Below are 15,389 nucleotides of genomic sequence, written 5' to 3'. Positions count from 1 at the left end.
AGCTTTTCTAAGCTTGCTTTTTTGTTTTTTATTTAACCGTCGTTCCGGTAAACTTGAGTCGTTTGTCTTTTATTGGGACCAAAGATGATAATTCATAAACGTTTTTATAACCATATCCATAGAGGTTAATATAAGTAGGAATGTTTAGCGCTAAAGGAATACTTTTTGAAGGGAAATTTATGGTATCCCCATCGATATTATTATTACAATAGATTAAGATTCTGGTTTCTTTGTTAGGGATTAGTTTCGCTAACTTTTCTTTAGTAAAATCTGAAAAATTTAAATGAACTGCTCCTTTTAGATGTTTTTTGTTAAAAGCTGCTTCAGATCTAGTGTCTAATAGAATGGTATTTGGTTCGGTGGCAAAATTAAGGAACGTATCTAATGGTATTAATCTCGATTGTCTATGTTCCATAACTTCTTCTGTAATTTCTATAAATGAATTATAATCAACTTTTGAGTGTTGTAATTCATTGTTTTTTTGAGAGATCATAGTTATTGGGATTAGTAAAATGACTAGACTTTTTTTTATTGTTTTCATATGTTTTATTTTTTCCAACTAAAAGATTTTCTTTCTCCTTGAGTTTTAATCGCTTTGATTAATGCGGCTTCTAAATTGGCATCATCTTTTTTGCTATTATTTTTGATATACACCAAACGCTTCTTATTTAGCTCTTGTATTTTCTTCTGTATTTCTTTTCGTTCATTACTTTTTTGAGCTACATATTGTTTTAATTCTGTTTTGGATTTATCTTTAAGTTCTTGTGGTAGTTCTTCCTTTTCAATTTCTTCTAATTCAAAATCTTTGTCTTCGGCTGCATCCACAAGATCCCAGCTTTTGTTTTTGTAGAATCCAGAACTTTTACTAATAGTTCTACTAACAGCATTAGCTGCACTATATGATCTCGCATTACGATCTTGTTCCGCTTGTAAACCGATTTTTTTAGAACCTTCGTTACCGTAGTAGATATATGTATTGTTTAGTTTTCTATTTAGTTGTAAGATAATATCGTCATAAGGAGTAGCTATATGTATAGTTTCTCTATTATGATCAATAGCGCTATATTCTCCATTAGTAAGGTTGGCCCCATCTTTCCATTTAGTTTGGATGCCTTGCTTATAATTACCACAAAATATAGTGTTAATAGTAATGTCTTTCTCTTTTGCATCAGTGGCAGCATCCTTATAATTTATTGGACCTTGAGTAAATGGTTCATTACCCGCTATAAAAATTAATTTAAGGTGATCATTATTCTTTTTCCAATCGAGTTGATTTATTGATGTGTTAATTACTTTACCACAATATTCATTTCCTCCATTCGTCGTTAAAGAAAAAAGTTCTTTAGATATTTCATCTAGATCATCCGAGAAAGGTAGTACCTGTCTAATATAACCTTCTTGAGAAGGTAAACGATCGTTACCATACTCGTATAAAGCAATTTGAAGTTTTATATTATAATGACCACATTTTGCATAGGATAACTCATTTACGATTTCCCATAATTGAGCTTTTGCTTGATCAATTAAACCATCCATACTGTTGCTAGTGTCTAATAACAGAGCAACCTGAATGTTTCTTGTATCTGGATCTGTTTTGGTAGTGTAAATTTCATATGATTTTTCGGTCTTTAATGCTAGGTTAGAATCATTATTGTTTTTAGCATTACAGGAGATAGGAACGATTAATAAGCATAATAGACTCCATACATATATTGTTTTCATAATTGTTACTTTTTTTAATTTAGGCTAAAACTATGATGATCTTTTTTAGATAAAAATCATTAATGAGCAAGAAACTATTATGGATGAGTGAAAAACGCTATTGAGTTAGGGAAGTATCTTTTTTTTATATAGAAATGAATGAAAATAGGAATTCTCGTCAAATTCGGATTTTAATATCCCATATAATTGGATTAAGTTTACCTTGACTATTTAATTATATGATGAATAAATTTTATTTTATTTTACTGATAATGTGGTTTTTGCCAAATGTTGAGTACGCTCAGGATAATGCAAGAACACTTGAGAATGCCAGTAATAATACTGTCACAATAAGAGGTACTGTAAAGGAAGATGAAAGTCTACGCCCTTTAAAAAATGTAGAAATTAGAGTTATAGGTGGTAAGACATACCGCACGGATAATTTAGGAGATTTTAAAATACAAGCTAAAATAGGAGATCAGATTATTATTAGCCACGATAATTTTAACACGGTTTATCATACTATTCAAAGTAGAGAAAGAATTGATGTAAAAGTTCAGGAAGATCCAGAATCATTAAGTAGAGGAAGTGATAGAAAGCAAAAGAAATTATCCGCAGAATATGGATTACATCTTGCTGCTGCAAGAAGTTCTATGAAGAAAGATGCAACTACTAGTATTGATTATGTAACAAAAGCTTTAGAAACCATAGAAGATGGTGATACTTTTGGAGATGAGAAAAAGGCTGAACTTTTTGAGACTTTAGGCGATATTTATGCATACTGGAAACAACCTGATTTAGCGGAAACTAACTATATAACTAGTTTAAGTAATAAGTATAACGCCGATGTAAAAATTAAGTTAGGAAACGCTCAATTACAGATTAAAGATTATGATGCTTCTCTGCGAACTTTTAATCAGTTAAAGAAATCAAGATTAAACGCGACACAACGGATACAAATTTATAGAGGATTAGGAGATAGTTATAAAGGTAATGGAGATAACGAAAATGCAATTAGTAATTACAATATAGCACTGTCGTTTGCTCAAAAAAACAATGCCGAAGACAACGTTATTGAATTAAATTCTAAACTTGCAGAAATGCTTCAGATTCAAGGAAATCTTGATGATGCTGAAGAGTATCTTGGAAATTCTGTGCAGCTCGCAAGTAAAAGAAGTAAAAAATCTTCAGCCATACAACGGGCAAAAGCCGCTGATTTTTATAATAAGAATAATAGCTTTGATAAAGAGATACAGTTGCGTAAAGAAGCTCTAGAGGATATTCAGGATATAGAAGAGAAAGAAGCGTTTAGTCCAATCAAAAAAGATAGTGTTACACTCGAATCTAATGCTACAGAGGACAGAGCAATTACTTCACAGGTTCAGAATTATAAAATAGCAAATGCATTTGCTGCTCAATCAGAATATGATGAAGCGATACCTTATTTAGAAGAAAGTATTAAGAAAGCTGCTTCAGAAAATGATCTTGTTGTTCAGAAAGATGCTACAAGGAAATTAGGTGAGGTTTATAGAGAAAAGGGAGAATTAGGAAAAGCTTCTGAAGCTTTTGAAGAATATGAAGTTATCATAGATAAATTATATATTCAAAAAGAACAAGAAATATCGCAAGCGACAAGATTTAATCGTGAACTTGTTCAAAAAGCTAATCGTATAGCAACTTTAGAAAAGGATAGAGAGCTTAATGAGAGTAGGTATCAATTAGCATTTAAATCTCAAGAATTAGCTGAACAACAAAAAGTAATTATCTACTCATTGATTGGTTTATCTGTTTTATTGTTTTTTGCTGCTTATTTAATGTACCGAAACATAAAACAACAACGGTATGCTAATAATTTATTAGCGCTTAAATCTTTGCGTTCTCAGATGAATCCTCATTTTATTTTTAATGCTTTAAATTCTGTTAACACTTTTATAGCAACCAGCGATGAAAGAGCAGCAAATAGATATCTTACTGATTTTTCATTGTTAATGAGAGCTGTTTTAGAAAATAGTGAGGAAGATTTTATTCCCTTGGAAAAAGAAATAGAATTACTGGAGTTATATGTGCAATTAGAACATTTTAGGTTTCAGGATAAGTTTGAATATAGGATAGATGTTGATCCAGAAATAGATATTAAACAATATATGATACCTCCAATGTTATTACAGCCATATGTGGAAAATGCTGTTTGGCATGGATTACGATATAAATCAGAAAAAGGGTTGTTGTCTATAGATTTTAAAAAGAAGGATAATGATACTATCGAAATAATAATAGCAGACAATGGAATTGGAAGAGAAAAGTCAATGTCATTAAAAACACTAAACCAAAAGAAGCAGAAATCACAAGGGATGAGTAATATCAAAAAAAGAATTCAGATACTCAATACTATGTATAAAGATAAAGTTGATGTTTTTATATCCGATTTAGCTCAAGAGGAGGATGGAGCAGGAACTAAAGTTAAATTGTTGATTAACAAGGATAATTGATCTTAAAAAATATAATAACTTATAAATAAATTTAAACTGTGAATTTAACAGCAATTGTAGTGGATGATGAGGCAAATAGCCGAGCGATTCTTAAAAATTATTTGAATAAATATTGCCCATCTGTGACGGTTTTGGGAGAGGCAGCCAGTGTTCAAGAAACATTGAAACTTTTGGAATCTAATAATCCGGATTTGTTATTTCTTGATGTAGAAATGCCTTATGGAAATGCTTTTGATTTATTGGAGCAAGTACCAGATAGAACATTCGAAACTGTTTTTGTAACTGCCTATGATCATTATGCTGTAGATGCTTTAAATGCACAAGCTACTTATTATTTATTGAAACCTATAGCAATTGATAACCTAATAAAGGCCGTAGATCATGTTGGTCATATAAAAGAACGTGAGAAGGAGTTACAAGATAAAGTATTAACTCCAAAAATATCTCCTACAGTTGATGGCAAGATTACGATACCACAACAAGATGGCTTTGAGGTGTTAAAAGTTTCCGAAATTTTATATTGTCAGGCCGATGATAATTATACAAAGATATTTCTCAATCAAGGACAAAAGTTAGTCAGTAAAACATTGAAGTACTTCGAGGATTCTTTAAAGGAACATGGTTTTGTTAGAATCCATAAGAGTTATTTGGTTAATGTAAATACTATTGTAAAATATAAAAAAGGTAAAGGTGGTAGTGTTCAATTATCATCAGGAAAAGAACTTATGGTATCTTCTTCTAAAAAGGGCACTTTACTCGATTATTTTAAATAATATTGACTCAATTGGCTGGTGGAGCATTTTGGGTGTTGTAAGGTTCAATATACGCTACCGTTTTTCTTGTTTTATAAGCAGGAGAATCTAAGAATAATGTTTTTACTTGATTATCCCAATCTTTTATTATGTCGAAATAACTAGTATTTACTACAGCCATAATTTGATTGCAGTCATCACAAATATGTTTTTGATACTCCAGAAAATAATGTGCAAATTCATGAAATGCAACTACTTTCAATATTTCTGGATCTAACATTGTAATCCAGTTAATTATTATATTTTCTACGTTGTTACTTTTATCTCTGGTTAACATGCCTAGCGTAGACCCTTTGGATGAGACAGTAAGAGTGTCAACTATATCAATATTTTTAAGTTTAAACAGTTTGTCATGATATTGAATGTTGTATTCTTTACAATATTCAAAGAATTTATCTAAGTGTGGTTTCAGCCTTCCATCAATTTTGACATCATTTTGAGCAATAATGGTATTTGCGCAAAATAATAATCCAAAAAGCGCTATAATGCTCTTCTTCATAATTACTATAGGGGTAAAAAGGTTTATTAGTATCTTGTTGGTTGTAAGTGTTTAACAACTAATAGATTATCGAATTAAACAAAAAAATAATCTCAATGAATATATGAAGTGTTAAAAATCAACAAAATGCGCTTTTTTTAACTAAAATTATTAAAAAGAAGATCTTTAGTTAAGATACTTTTAAAACTCTAATTGATTAGCGTCTGTAGTAATATTAGTTTTTTTAAGGATATTCTGTAGAACCGAAAGCCTTCCATTAGTAAAAAATATATGTGATCCTTCTGAAGCGTTTTCGTTTAATAAATCATTATTTGATAAAATAACTTTAGTTTGTCTTGCTACGGCCTCACCAGAATCGATAATTATGATGTTTTTAGGAAGAATCTTTTTTAAAACCGGAATTAGATAGGGATAATGACTACAGCCTAATACAAGGTAGTCTATGTTTTTTTCTACAAGAGGTCGGATGTATGAGGATAATAGGGTAAACATTTCTTCGCCATAGATTTTGCCAGCTTCAATGAGTTCTACTAAGCCTGTTCCGATTACTTCTATTACTTCTGTGTTATTAGTGTATAAATCTGATGTAGTAGCAAAGAGTTCGCTAGATAAGGTGCCTTTAGTGGCTAAGATGCCTATTTTTTTGGTTTTTGTTTTAAGAGCAGCAGGTTTTATTGCCGGTTCTATGCCAATAAATGGGACATCGAATTGACTTCTAAGAGTTTTTATAGCATTTGTTGTCGCAGTGTTACAGGCTACAACAATTATTTTACAATTTAACTCTAAGAGTTTTTTTGTGTTTTTAATACTTAGTGATATTATTTCTTCTTGACTACGTTTTCCGTAAGGAGCAAATTTACTATCAGCTAAATAAATTGTGTCTTCATTCGGAAGCGCAATTGCAATTTCTTTCCAGATAGATGTTCCTCCAATTCCTGAATCAAAAATACCGATTGCTTGTTTTTTCATTTTTGTAATGATGTGCTTCCCAAAAATAAAAAAAACAGTGAGTATTTAGACTCACTGTTTTTCTTTATTTTATATTCTAAAAGTAATTTTTTAGATACCTAAATCTTTTTTCACATCTGCCATTAGATCTTTACCGTCAGCTAGGATAACTCCTGTTCCTGTTGTAGAATCTAATACATACTGAAATCCTTGGGCTCTTGCTACTTTCTGAATAGATACACGAGCATTTTCATATATAGGCTTTAACAATTCAATTTCTTTTTTCTGAAGATCTTGTAAAGCATTTTGTCTGTAATCACCGATACTTTTTTCAGTAGCCTGAACTTCTTGTGCTCTTTTAGCGTTTTCTTCTTCTGTCTTAGAAGGAGCTTCAGCCTGGTACTTTTTCATTGTATTCTGTAATTCCAAAACCATATTTCTGATTTCAGCTTCGTATGTTTTGTTTAGTTTTTCAATTTCACTCTTGGCAGCTTTAAAAGCAGGCATTGCTTCCACAAGCTCTTGTGATGCAATATGAGCTACTTTGGATTGTGCATTTACGAAACTTGATGCTCCAAGGATTAATGCACAAGCTACTAATAGGGTTCTAAACTTTTTCATTTTAATAATATTAAGTGTGTTATAAATTTAAAAATTAATTTCTCTAATTATCGTTAGTTTCTCCATCTTTATTGTCATCATCGTCAGATTGAGAGTCATTTTTCAATTTTTCTTTTAATGCTGTTATAGAATCTTTTTTTCTTTTTTGCGCTTCTAACAGTTTTGCTCTTCTAGCTTCAAATTCTTTTTTCTTTGCTGCTCTGATAGAATCTCTTGCAGCTTTTCTTTCGGCTAATAGCTGTTCTCTTTCAGCTTGCTTTTTAGAAGTTGTCTTTTCTCTATCTGTTACTTCTTTTTCTTGTTCAGAATTTCTTTTCTCAGCTCGTTCTAATGCCTTCTTCTCTTTTTTGCTATTTACTTGCTTTCTTTTAGAAGCTCTATTGATTCTTAATAATATTTGATCACTTATATCGTGTCTATCAGCAGAATAAAGCATTACTAAGTCTGCCGATTTGTCAAATATAAAATCGTATTTTTTATTTTTTGCTACTTCTTGAACCGCAACAAAAACTTGATCTTGCACTGGCTGGACTAATCGTTTCTTCTGAATAAACAAGTCACCATTAGGACCAAATCGCTTTTGTTGATATTCTAGGATCTCTTTTTCTCTAAAGAAAATATCTTCTTCTCTTTCTTCAATTAATTCTTTAGTGAGAAGAACACGCTCATTATTGAGGTCTTTTCTCATTTCTTCAACTTCTTTTAATTCAGCTTCAATTTCTACTTTCCATTTCTGAACTTTTGTCTCTAAATCTGCAGAGGCTTCATTATATTCAGGTACATTTTCTAAAATATAATCCATATCGATATATCCGACTCTAATACCTTTTTGAGCTTCAGCTGTATTGGAGAAAGATAACCAAAGGATAGCTGCTAATACTAAAAGAACTTTTGTTTTCATGATCCTGTTTTGTTTATAGAAATAATCGTGCCAAAATTAAAATTGTTGTCCAATGATAAAGTGAGTCTCCCATCCATTATTTCCTGTCGTACCTGGAATTGGGTCAAAACCGTACCCAAAATCAATACCCAGCAATCCAAAGGCTGGCATAAAGATACGTAAACCTGCTCCAGCAGAACGATTTAATTGAAATGGATTGAATCCTCTAAAGCTATCATATGAAGCTCCTCCTTCTAAAAACGCCAGCATATATATGGATGCTGATGGTTTTAGAGTTATTGGATAACGAAGTTCTAACGAATATTTATTATAAATTGTTGCCCCATCTTCAACAAAATCTGGATCATTTGCTCTACTTAGTGGAATAAGTGATTGATTTGGGTATCCTCTTAAGGCTACAACCTCTCTTCCGTCAAGTGCTGTTGCGCCTAAACCATCTCCACCTAAAAAGAATCTTTCAAAAGGAATATTTCCTCGATTATTATTATATGCTCCAAGAAAACCATATTCAGCTCTTGTTCTTAATACTAAAGGCTGTTTACCTAATTTAGTTAAGGTTGTGTACCAAGTAGCATCAAACTTAATTTTATAGTATTCTAACCAGTCAAAACGTTCTTGATCTATTTCTCCAATTTCCGTACTAATCTCGCCAATTCTAGTATTTGTAGGGTCGTTAACTACAAGATCTTCTTGCTCAGCAAGTAAGTCGCTTCTTTCATCAGCTAATTCGCTATAGTCGGTTCCATCCCATATGGAATATGGTAATGACAGTTTTGCAATTAGATTAAACTCTGATCCAGATGTTGGAAAAATAGGGTTTACAGCAGTATTATTTCTGTTAATTCCTATAGTGTAGGCAAGATTATTAGACGAACCGTCACCAAAGGTAAATAATCTTGTGTTATAGTTTTTTAGATTATAATGCTGTATACTTACTGCTTGAGATAAGGTAAAATAATTATCAGGCCAGTTTAATCTTTTTGCAATACCAATGGATCCTCCAGTAATCAAAAACTTACTATCTCTATCTACATCACGAGTTCTATTGTTAAATAAGAATTGAATCGTATGAGAAAAAGAAGTAGAAAGCTGAAATGGTCTTTTTCCTCCTAACCAAGGTTCTACAAAAGATAAGCTATATGTTTGAAAAAACTGACTAGCTTGTGCTCGTATGCGTAGTGTTTGTCCATCTCCCATAGGAAGTGGGCTGTAAGCTTCTTTGTTAAAAATATTTCTTATAGAGAAGTTACTGAATGCTAATCCCAGGGTTCCAACAAAACCTCCACCACCAAAACCACCTTGTAGTTCAATTTGACTAGCTCCTTTTTCAACAACTGGATAATTAATATCTATAGTTCCTGCTTGAGGGTCTGCATTTTGAAATTGAGGTTCTAATTGTTCTGGATCGAAAAATCCTAATTGTCCAATTTCTCTAACTGTTCTAACAACTAAATCTTTACTATAAATCTGACCAGGTTTTGTTCTTAAAATTCTATAAACAACATGGTCATTTGTTTTGTCATTTCCAGTAACCGTAATATGATCAAAGTGAACTAATTTTCCTTCTCGAATTCGTATTTCAAAATCTATAGTATCATTTTTTACATTTGTCTCTACCGCATCAATGTTAGAAAATAAGTATCCATTGTTTTGGTATAGATTGGTAAGGTCATTTGCATCTGGTTTCGTGTTATCTGCAATTTGTTTCTCTAGTAAAACGCCATTATAAACATCACCTTTTTTAATTACCAATTGTCTTGCTAACTGGTTATCTGTATAGACGCTATTACCAAGGAAATTAATGTTTCCAAAATAATATTTGTTTCCTTCTTCTATGGCAAGGTTTAAAGAAACGCTATTGTCGTCCTCTACGATTAATGAGTCAGAAGTAATTCGTGCATCTCTATATCCTTTTTCTTTATACTTGCTAATGATACTTTCTTTATCATCTTGATAGTCGTTTTTGATATACTTAGAGCGTTTCCAGAATCTCCAGAATTTTTTCTGTTTGGTGTTTTTCATCGCTGCTCTCACCTTACCATCAGAGAATTGCTCGTTCCCTTCAACTCTAATTTTATCAACTTTTACTCTATCGCCTTTATCTATGCGAACCAACATATTAACTTTATTGGTAGGCATAGTGTCTTTTACGGGAGTAGTGTTAATAATAACCTTAGTATTAAGGAAACCATCTTTACGATATTTATTAGTAATAAAATTTCGAGTGGTAGTAATTAGGTTTTCTGTTACTTTAGCTCCTGGATTAAGACTATTGTCTTTTACTAAATCCTCAGCTTTACGTTTTCTAACACCTTCAATTCTTGCTTGATTTAATTCCGGAACCTCTTGAATATTGATCTCAAGAAATGCTTTTTCTCCTTCAACTTTCGTGATGTAAAAATTAATATCACTGAATAATTCAAGATCCCATAATTTTTTTATTACCGCACTGATTTTGTCTCCAGGTAATGCAATTCGCTCACCATTCTTAAGACCTGTGAAGGTAATAATAGTGTTCTCACTGTAAGTAGATATACCTGTAACTTTTATATCACCAATGATATACTCTTTTCCTGAAGTTCCAGGTAAATTTTGTGCTGAAATTGATACCGTATTTAATAAGATTACAATGAATGCTAAATACGTAAAAGGTAATTTTTTTGTCATCTTTTTAACTAAGCTGCTCACTAGTTTTTCCAAATCTTCTCTCTCTTTGTTGATAATTTAAAATGGCCTCAAACAAATCTGTTCTTTTAAAATCAGGCCATAATATTTCAGTAAAATATAATTCTGCATACGCAATTTGCCATAATAAGAAATTACTAATACGTTGTTCTCCACTAGTACGTATTAATAAATCTACATCTGGTAGTGTTTTGGTATACAAATGCTCATTAATGACTGCTTCATTTATAAGATGTGGCGAAAGTACATTATTTTTAACTTTAATACTTATATCTTGAATAGTTTTTATTAGCTCTTCTCTACTGCCATAACTAAGTGCTAATGAAAGTGTCATATGCTTGTTATCCTTAGTCTTTTCAATAACTTCCAGTAATTCTTTTCTTGCTTTTTGTGGTAGCGCTTGGAGATTTCCAATTGCATTTAAGCGGATGTTATTTTTTTGTAGCGTTTTGATTTCTTTTTTTAAAGAACTTACTAAAAGCTTCATTAAAGTCTCTACTTCTAACTTTGGTCTGTTCCAATTTTCAGTAGAAAACGCATATAGTGTAAGATATTTAATACCAATTTCTGCAGCCCCTTCTACTGCTTCTCTAACCGCTTTTGTTCCGTTTTCGTGACCTACTGCTCTAAAAAGTCCTTTCTTTTTAGCCCATCTTCCGTTACCATCCATAATGATGGCTACGTGTTCTGGAATGTTAGAGTTAAGTTGTTCTTTATTAATCATTATTTTAAAATGCACAATAACATGGTATTCTTCCCCATGTGTAGGATAATGTTATTCCGGTAAATACATACCAATCATTATTATCCAAATTACCAAATCCTGTCCCAAATGCACTGTCTGGATCACTACCATCCAAGTTGTCAGTGAATGTATATCTTGCTCCGATTTCTGCACCAAGTACCCAGTGCCTTCCAATTGTTTTTTTAATTCCAACTACCATAGGAATTGATGCGCTCCATCTTTCGCTGTAGGAGCTAATCTGATTTCCATTGATAGGATCAACTGCTTTTGCACTATAATTGAAACCAGTTAAACCTGTATATAGGTATGGAGTAAACTGTGGTTGAGAATCATATAGATACCAATCCCAGAAATTAAACTCCAATCCTAAAGAAAATTCTTTTACAGAATTGTTAAAACTGAAACCTCTTTGGACTCTTCTATCATCACCGTTAGCGTCATTTGATTTTAGATTAGCGTATAAAAAGGATGCCCTAAAGGCATGTCTTTTACTTCTATTCCATTTTCCAATTGCTCCAATAGCAAGCGAGTTTGGTGCAATATAATAGGAAGATCCTACATCACCAATATAGTTAGAACCACCAAGCATTAGTCCAACCTCATAGGTTTGGGAGTTGATAGTTTGTCCAAAAAACAAAATTAATACAAAGGATGCTAAGTATCTCATAGATTTTCAAAAGTTTGCAAATATAACAATTAACTTTACTACACAAGAATTTGAGTAAAATAGTATGAATTAAAAAACACTTTTTAGTAGATTTTATTGTTTAATTACGTTTATCTTCACCCCAAAGCATTTTTTTTCTCAATGTTTTTAGGAAACTATCACCTTCTAAAACTACCATATTAATCTTAAAAGGAGCTTTTTTGATAACAACAGTGGTTTCATTTGGTAAGGTATGTATTCTTGAGTCTAACGATACGAGATATGTGTCTTCTCTTCCAGAAACCTGTAGTTTAACTTCTTTGTCATCAGGAATAACTAACGGCCGAGCATTAAGATTATGAGGAGCTATAGGTGTAAGTACCATACTTTCTGCATCTGGCATCATGACTGGACCACCGCAGCTAAGCGAATATCCTGTAGAACCTGTAGGCGATGATACAATTAAACCGTCAGCCCAATATGAATTTAAAAATTCATCATTAAGACTTGTGTGTACAGTGATCATAGAAGTTGTATTTCTTCTACTGACCGCAATTTCATTCATAGCAAAATTTAATACGCCGAATTTATTAGAAGGAGGAACGGTGTCTATAGTTACAATCGTTCTAGGTGATATGTAATATTTTTTGTCTAGGATTAAATCGATAGTGTCTTTTATCTCTTCTTTTTGGATAGTTGCTAAAAAACCTAACCTTCCCGTGTTAATACCCGCAATTGGGATTCCTAAATCCCTCACATAAGTAATAGTCCTTAATATTGTTCCGTCTCCTCCAATACTAAAGAAAAGATCATAAGAATGATCTAATTCTTCGAATGTGCTAAAATGGGAGTAACTTTTGTCAATATCATCATGAAGATCGATTAACTCAAGAAAGTTCTTTTCAATTACTACTTCGATATTATTTTTGTCCAGAGCTTCGAGTAATTGTTGGATATATATCCCGGATTTTTCATGATAGAACTGGCCGTAAATACCTATCTTCATTATAATTTAGTTTGTTTAAGTTATTACTCAATGTTTTAATTTATATATTAAGGTATTTTTCTAAATATTGAGATCTTTCTTTAAGGTTATTTAGAAAAGAATCTTCGTGGTGTTTAGAAACAATATTGTAGCTATATCTTCTAAAGGTTTGTACAATATTATTGATGTCACTGTCATTTATTTTTAAGGTAATCTGAATTACATCATTTTCCATATTAGAAATGAAAAGCCCAAGTAATTTAGCGTTGTTAGATTCTACAATTTGAGAAACCTCACTAAAAGAATAATCCAAAACACCTTTTTCTACAATCAGAATATTGCCAGGTTCACTAAGAAATGGTGTTTCATTAAAGAGATTCATGATATCTCTTAATTCAAAATACCCTTGATAATTGTTTGCGTCATCAAGAACAGGCATGATGTTGGAATGGTTTTGAGCAAATGATTCTAATATGTCAAGCCAATTAGCATCATTTCTGACAAAAAAACCTTCTAAGGCATATACATATGATTCTAGTTTTTTTTCAGTTTCGAAACACCTAACATCTGCTTCAGAAATACAACCTACATACGTTTTGTCATTTAAAACAGGAAAGTGAGTATAGGTGAGCTCATTAAATAATAATTGTGCATCCACAACTTTAGCAGAAGTGGCGAGTGGTGCTATTTCATTTACTATGTATAAACTTGTCTTCATATTCCCGGGGCTTTTTATGCAAATTAATCAAAAATATGTAACTGAGGCACTCTCAACTTCGTATTTTTGTTATTTATTAAAGTTATATCAAAAACTATGACAAAGTTAAGTGTTAATATCAATAAAATTGCAACTTTACGTAATTCTAGAGGAGGTAATACTCCAGATTTACTCAAAGTTGCTGCTGATGTTCAGGATTTTGGAGCAGAAGGTATTACGATACATCCTAGGCCCGATGAAAGACATATTAGATATCAGGATGCTTATGATTTAAAATCAATTGTACATACAGAGTATAATATTGAAGGGAATCCAATTCCAAAATTTATAGAATTGGTTACTGATATTATGCCTACGCAAGTAACATTAGTACCAGATTCAATAGATGCTATAACTAGTAATGCAGGCTGGGATACTATAAAAAACAAGAGCTTTTTGTCTGAAGTTATATCAGAATTTAAAAGAAATGGTATTCGAACTTCGATTTTTGTGGATCCAATAAAGAATATGGTTGAAGGTGCAAAAGAAACTGGAGCGGATAGAATAGAATTATATACTGAAGATTTTGCATCAGGGTATGAAAAAGGAGATGAAAGTATTGTTCGTTCATATGCTGAGTGTGCTAAGATTGCAATGGATCTTGATATAGGTGTGAATGCAGGTCACGATCTTTCGCTGGATAACATCAAGTTTTTTAAAGAAAATGTTCCAGGTTTACTTGAGGTTTCTATAGGACATGCTTTAATAAGTGAATCGCTATATCTTGGATTAGAAAATGTGGTCAATATGTATCTACATAAACTCAAATAAATAAACAATGAAGTTACATGCAAACGTTTTTGGAGAAGGTACTCCGTTTTTGGTATTACACGGATTTCTTGGTATGGGTGATAATTGGAAGACGCTCGCTAAGAAGATATCAGAACAAGGTTATCAAATGCATTTAATCGATCAAAGAAATCATGGTCGTAGTCCTCATAGTGATGAATTTAATTATGAAATTCTTGCTTTAGATTTGTTGGAGTATTGTAAAGATCATGGGCTTAAAGATATAGTGTTGCTTGGTCATTCTATGGGTGGTAAAACGGCAATGCTTTTTGCTGCGAAATATCCTGATATTGTTGGTAAATTGATAATAGCAGATATAGGCCCGAAGTATTATCCGTTACATCATCAGGATATCTTAGATGGATTGGATTCTTTGGATTTTGAAGTTTTAAAAAGTAGAGGAGATGTCGACAAAGCATTAGAACCTTATGTCAGAGATGCTGGTGTTCGTATGTTTTTAATGAAAAATCTGTTTTGGAAAGAAAAAGGGCAACTTGGTTTGCGCATGAATTTAAATAGTTTGATTCGTAATTCTTCTGAAATAGGAGTTGCGTTATCGGAAGAATATTTGTACGCTGGTGATACTCTTTTTCTGAGAGGACAAAAATCTAATTATATAATAGATGAAGATATAGATCTTATAAAGAAACAGTTTCCTAAGTCAAAAATAGGGGAAATTTCTAACGCTGGACATTGGTTGCACGCCGAGAACCCTTCGGAATTTTTAATGACTTTGTTGGAATTTCTCAAAAATTGAACAAAAAATGTTATGTATGCATAATATTTTAATGATTTAGTTGGATAATTGGTA

15 protein-coding genes are annotated in these 15,389 nt (G+C 31.9%); 4 read left to right on the top strand and 11 right to left on the bottom strand.

From position 1 onward, the window contains the following. Positions 1-28 precede the first annotated feature (28 nt). A complete protein-coding gene (locus tag NMK29_RS17785) occupies positions 29-541 on the bottom strand; it encodes a rhodanese-like domain-containing protein (protein ID WP_108802326.1) in 513 nt (170 codons plus the stop codon). A 5-nt stretch (positions 542-546) separates the two neighbouring features. Then, the gene (locus NMK29_RS17780) at positions 547-1,722 is read right to left on the bottom strand and encodes a VWA domain-containing protein (protein WP_108802205.1); all 1,176 of its coding nucleotides are present in this window, start codon (positions 1,720-1,722) and stop codon (positions 547-549) included. A gap of 251 nt (positions 1,723-1,973) precedes the next feature. Here NMK29_RS17780 and NMK29_RS17775 point away from each other — a divergent pair, with 251 nt between their 5' ends. Further along, positions 1,974-4,190 (top strand): histidine kinase, encoded by a 2,217-nt coding sequence (locus NMK29_RS17775; protein ID WP_254097238.1) that lies wholly within the window; start codon positions 1,974-1,976, stop codon positions 4,188-4,190. Positions 4,191-4,228: 38 nt separating this feature from the next. Then, positions 4,229-4,963, top strand: a complete 735-nt coding sequence (locus NMK29_RS17770; RefSeq protein WP_027393475.1) for a LytTR family DNA-binding domain-containing protein — start codon at positions 4,229-4,231, stop codon at positions 4,961-4,963. 7 nt (positions 4,964-4,970) lie between these two features. Here the strand turns inward: NMK29_RS17770 and NMK29_RS17765 are convergent, their stop codons facing one another. The 9 genes from NMK29_RS17765 to NMK29_RS17725 form a co-directional block, all read right to left on the bottom strand. Then, positions 4,971-5,501, bottom strand: coding sequence for a hypothetical protein (locus NMK29_RS17765; protein WP_108802204.1), 531 nt, complete (start codon positions 5,499-5,501; stop codon positions 4,971-4,973). A gap of 180 nt (positions 5,502-5,681) precedes the next feature. Next, positions 5,682-6,470, bottom strand: a complete 789-nt coding sequence (murI, locus tag NMK29_RS17760) for a glutamate racemase (RefSeq protein ID WP_108802203.1) — start codon at positions 6,468-6,470, stop codon at positions 5,682-5,684. 90 nt (positions 6,471-6,560) lie between these two features. Then, positions 6,561-7,070 (bottom strand): OmpH family outer membrane protein, encoded by a 510-nt coding sequence (locus NMK29_RS17755; protein WP_027393478.1) that lies wholly within the window; start codon positions 7,068-7,070, stop codon positions 6,561-6,563. A 43-nt stretch (positions 7,071-7,113) separates the two neighbouring features. Then, positions 7,114-7,971: an OmpH family outer membrane protein gene (locus tag NMK29_RS17750; protein WP_108802202.1), complete on the bottom strand. Its 858-nt coding sequence runs from the start codon at positions 7,969-7,971 to the stop codon at positions 7,114-7,116. A gap of 36 nt (positions 7,972-8,007) precedes the next feature. Then, complete coding sequence (gene bamA / locus NMK29_RS17745; protein WP_108802201.1) at positions 8,008-10,638, bottom strand: outer membrane protein assembly factor BamA; 2,631 nt, start codon at positions 10,636-10,638, stop codon at positions 8,008-8,010. Between the two features lie 4 nt (positions 10,639-10,642). After that, a complete protein-coding gene (locus NMK29_RS17740; protein ID WP_108802200.1) occupies positions 10,643-11,380 on the bottom strand; it encodes an isoprenyl transferase in 738 nt (245 codons plus the stop codon). Between the two features lie 4 nt (positions 11,381-11,384). Next, positions 11,385-12,068, bottom strand: a complete 684-nt coding sequence (locus NMK29_RS17735) for a DUF6089 family protein (protein WP_108802199.1) — start codon at positions 12,066-12,068, stop codon at positions 11,385-11,387. A 100-nt stretch (positions 12,069-12,168) separates the two neighbouring features. Beyond that, positions 12,169-13,053, bottom strand: coding sequence for an NAD kinase (locus NMK29_RS17730; protein WP_027393483.1), 885 nt, complete (start codon positions 13,051-13,053; stop codon positions 12,169-12,171). Between the two features lie 40 nt (positions 13,054-13,093). Beyond that, positions 13,094-13,750 (bottom strand): CBS domain-containing protein, encoded by a 657-nt coding sequence (locus NMK29_RS17725; RefSeq protein ID WP_108802198.1) that lies wholly within the window; start codon positions 13,748-13,750, stop codon positions 13,094-13,096. 96 nt (positions 13,751-13,846) lie between these two features. Here NMK29_RS17725 and NMK29_RS17720 point away from each other — a divergent pair, with 96 nt between their 5' ends. Together NMK29_RS17720 and NMK29_RS17715 are read left to right on the top strand one after the other, a co-directional pair. Next, the gene (locus tag NMK29_RS17720) at positions 13,847-14,560 is read left to right on the top strand and encodes a pyridoxine 5'-phosphate synthase (RefSeq protein ID WP_108802197.1); all 714 of its coding nucleotides are present in this window, start codon (positions 13,847-13,849) and stop codon (positions 14,558-14,560) included. A gap of 7 nt (positions 14,561-14,567) precedes the next feature. Further along, a complete protein-coding gene (locus NMK29_RS17715) occupies positions 14,568-15,335 on the top strand; it encodes an alpha/beta fold hydrolase (protein ID WP_108802196.1) in 768 nt (255 codons plus the stop codon). The last annotated feature ends 54 nt before the right edge of the window (positions 15,336-15,389 follow it).

Origin of the sequence: Aquimarina sp. Aq107 (genome assembly GCF_943733665.1) — a bacterium.
GTDB lineage: Bacteria > Bacteroidota > Bacteroidia > Flavobacteriales > Flavobacteriaceae > Aquimarina.
The sequence above is the reverse complement of the archived record's forward strand: the minus strand, read 5'-3'. Positions and strand labels throughout refer to the sequence as shown.